3 protein-coding genes are annotated in these 3,003 nt (G+C 71.2%); all 3 read left to right on the top strand.

Going from position 1 to position 3,003, the window contains the following annotated elements; genetic code table 11:
* The first annotated feature begins 3 nt into the window (after nucleotides 1–3).
* The 3 genes from E2E34_RS32980 (at nucleotide 4) to E2E34_RS32970 (ending at nucleotide 2,729) form a co-directional block, all read left to right on the top strand.
* The gene (locus E2E34_RS32980) at nucleotides 4–804 is read left to right on the top strand and encodes a prepilin peptidase (RefSeq protein ID WP_138905512.1); all 801 of its coding nucleotides are present in this window, start codon (nucleotides 4–6) and stop codon (nucleotides 802–804) included.
* A 293-nt stretch (nucleotides 805–1,097) separates the two neighbouring features.
* The gene (locus tag E2E34_RS32975; protein ID WP_138905510.1) at nucleotides 1,098–2,216 is read left to right on the top strand and encodes a baeRF3 domain-containing protein; all 1,119 of its coding nucleotides are present in this window, start codon (nucleotides 1,098–1,100) and stop codon (nucleotides 2,214–2,216) included.
* Between the two features lie 153 nt (nucleotides 2,217–2,369).
* Nucleotides 2,370–2,729 (top strand): winged helix-turn-helix transcriptional regulator, encoded by a 360-nt coding sequence (locus E2E34_RS32970; RefSeq protein WP_425573346.1) that lies wholly within the window; start codon nucleotides 2,370–2,372, stop codon nucleotides 2,727–2,729.
* Nucleotides 2,730–3,003 lie beyond the last annotated feature (274 nt).

Below are 3,003 nucleotides of genomic sequence, written 5' to 3'. Positions count from 1 at the left end.
CACGTGTACGTCACGCTGATCGCGGCCGCCGCCCTCTGGGGTGCCGCCACCGGACTGCTCGTGCCCCGCGCCGCCTACCGGCTCGCCGTCGAGCCGGAGGAGGCGTGGCGTGCGGCGTGCCCGGCCGGGCATCCCTTCGCCGGGCCGGCGCGCGGCTGGCTCGGTACGGCGCGCTGCGCGCGGTGCGCGGCGGCGGTGGTGGGGGTGGCCGCGTCGGTACGTACTCCGGACGGCGCATCGCGCCACCGGTCCGCCCCGGCGGCGTACGCGCCCACCGTGCGCCCCGCTGTCGTGACCGCCGTCGCGTGCGCTCTGCTCGCCGCCGCGACCGGGGTGCGGCCCGAGGCGGGGGTGTGGCTGCTGCTTGCGCCGTTCGGGGTGCTTCTGGCGGTCGTGGACCGGCGCGTCCACCGGCTGCCCGACGTACTGACCCTGCCGCTCGCCGCCGCGACCGCCGCCCTGCTCGGCCTGGCCGAGCTGCTGCCGGGTGACGGCGGTTCGTGGCCGACCGCGCTGCTCGGCGGCGTCGCCCTCGGCGGCGGCTACTTCCTCCTCTTCCTCATCAACCCCAACGGCATGGGCTTCGGCGACGTGAAACTGGCCGTCGCCCTGGGGACCGCCCTGGGTTGGTACGGACGGACGGTGTTCTTCGCCGGGGCTTTCGCGGGTTTCCTGTTCGGCGCGGCGTACGGCTTCGGGCTCGTCGTCCTGCGACGCGCCGGGCGCAGGACCGCGATCCCGTTCGGCCCTTTCATGATCGCTGGGACTCTGGCGGGGCTGGTGCTGGGCGGACTCGCCGTTTAGCCGCCTGAGCGCGCGCGCCGACCACGCAATCGTGAGAAGTTGCCATGAGACGCGTGTAACGCGCGCAATGCAGGCAATGCTCGCAATGAACGCACGTACATACACAGGCAAGCACGCACACCCGCATACACGTAACCAGCTACGCAAGCACGTACACACGCAAGCACGTACACACGCAAGCACGTACGCACGCAAGCACGTACACACGCAAGCACGTACGCACGCACGGGCAGGCGGCACGGTAAGCCGCCTGCCCGCGATCCACAGCCGCAGTCGCAGCCAGGAGTGCACGAATGACGCAGCCGACCCGCCCCACCCCGGAACTGCTCGCCGAACTGCGCAAGCCCCGCCCGTATCCGGCGGTGTCGGTCACACTGCCCACACACCGGCACTGGCCGGAGAGCCAGCAGGACCACATCCGCCTGCGCAACCTCCTCACCGAGGCCGAGAAGCGCCTCGCCGACGACCCCGAGGTGTCGAAGGCGACGGCGAGCGCCGTGTCGCAGCAACTCGCCGCCGCGGCGGACGCGCTCGACCCGGAGTACTTCGGCGACGGGCTCGTCGTCTACGCCTCGCCCGAGGAGCACCGGAGCTTCCTCGTCGGCGGGTCGGTGCCCGAGCGCATCGTCATCAACACGACGTACCTCACGCGCAACCTGGTCGCCCTGGCCGCACGCGAACGGGAGTACCTGGTCCTCGTGCTCAGTACGGGGGAGGTACGGCTGTGGCGCGGGCGCGGCGAGGAGGTGACCGAGGACGTCGACTCGGGCTACCCGGTCATCACCTCGGGCGTCGAGCGCGACGGAGCGCCCAGCCGTGACGGCGGCCAGTGGGCGAGCCAGGACTTCCGCAACATGCTCGCGGAGGCTGACCGGAAGCTCACCGCCGTGCTCCAGGGAAACCGGCTGCCGGTCGTCCTGGTCGGGCTGCCGCAGCAGATCGCGGCGTACCGCGAGGTCAGCCATCACGGTCAGGCGCTCGCCGCCGAGCTGGAGTCGGGCGGGCTGCTGAACACCACGCCCGCGGAGATGTCCGCCCAGCTGGCGCCGGTCCGCCGTGCCCTCGCCGAGGCCGACACGGCCCGGGCGATGCGCGGCCTCGACGAGGCGCGCAGCGGCAAGCGGTACTCGGCGGGCGTACAGGACGTGTGGCAGGCGGCGGGGGAGGGACGCGTGGCGCTGCTCGTCGTCGAGGAGGGGCTGCGGGTGACCGCCCGGCCGGAGACGGTGGAGGGCGCCGAACGGGCGACGCTCACCCTCCAGGCGCCGGGGGAGGAGAGCTGGCCGGGTATGGAGGACGACATCATCGACTCGGTGGTGGAGACGGTGCTGTCGGCGGACGGCGAGGTCATCTTCGTACCGGACGAGTCCCTGGCGGACGCGCACGGCATCGCGGCGGCCCTCCGCTACTGACCCATCGGCCGGCCGGATGACGGGCGCGGGGCCGGGGGATTACCCCCGGCCCCGCGCCCGTCATGCCCGTCACCACCCACAGCACCCACAGCACCCACAGCCGCTCCCGTACAGTCGATGACCCTTGGCGACAGCCGGTACGGACCATAGGAGTTGGCAGTGAGCAAGGACACCGGGCCTTACGTCTGCGGTCTCGACGCGGCGATGGACGTGGTCGGCGGCAAGTGGAAGGCCCTGATCCTCTGGGCGCTGAATGACGGGGGCACTCTCCGCTTCGGCCGGCTCAAGCGCCAGGTGCCCGGCGTCAGCGAGAAGATGCTGATTCAGCACCTGCGCGAGCTGGAGGCGGACGGCATCGTCCACCGCGAGGTGTACCGGGAGGTCCCGCCGCGCGTCGAGTACTCGCTCACCGAGATGGGGGAGGCGCTCAACACCGCTCTCGGCCCGCTCGGCGCCTGGGCCAATCAGCACATGGAGCAGATCCTGGCGGCCAAGCAGCGCGACGTCGCGTAAGCGGAGCGTCAAGTCCGGTCCCCTCGCCGGGTTAGCTCTTCGGGGGGACCGGAGGCGGTCCGCAGAAGCGTATTTTCCCTAGTGCGGACTGGGCTCAAGGGGTGCATGCAGGACCCTTGGAAAAATCACGGACGACTTTCGGAGCGGCGTGGGCGCCAGCACCCTTTACGAAGGGTTATGGTGGAAACCCCCCCTCGGGCCGGTCCGTATCCCCCCTGTTACTTATACACATCTTCGAGCCCACGAGACTAGCGCGCAACTCGTATTCCGGCTT

The sequence above is a fragment of the Streptomyces albidochromogenes genome (assembly GCF_005981925.1).
In the GTDB taxonomy this organism is placed as follows: Bacteria; Actinomycetota; Actinomycetes; order Streptomycetales; family Streptomycetaceae; genus Streptomyces; species Streptomyces albidochromogenes.
The sequence above is the reverse complement of the archived record's forward strand: the minus strand, read 5'-3'. Positions and strand labels throughout refer to the sequence as shown.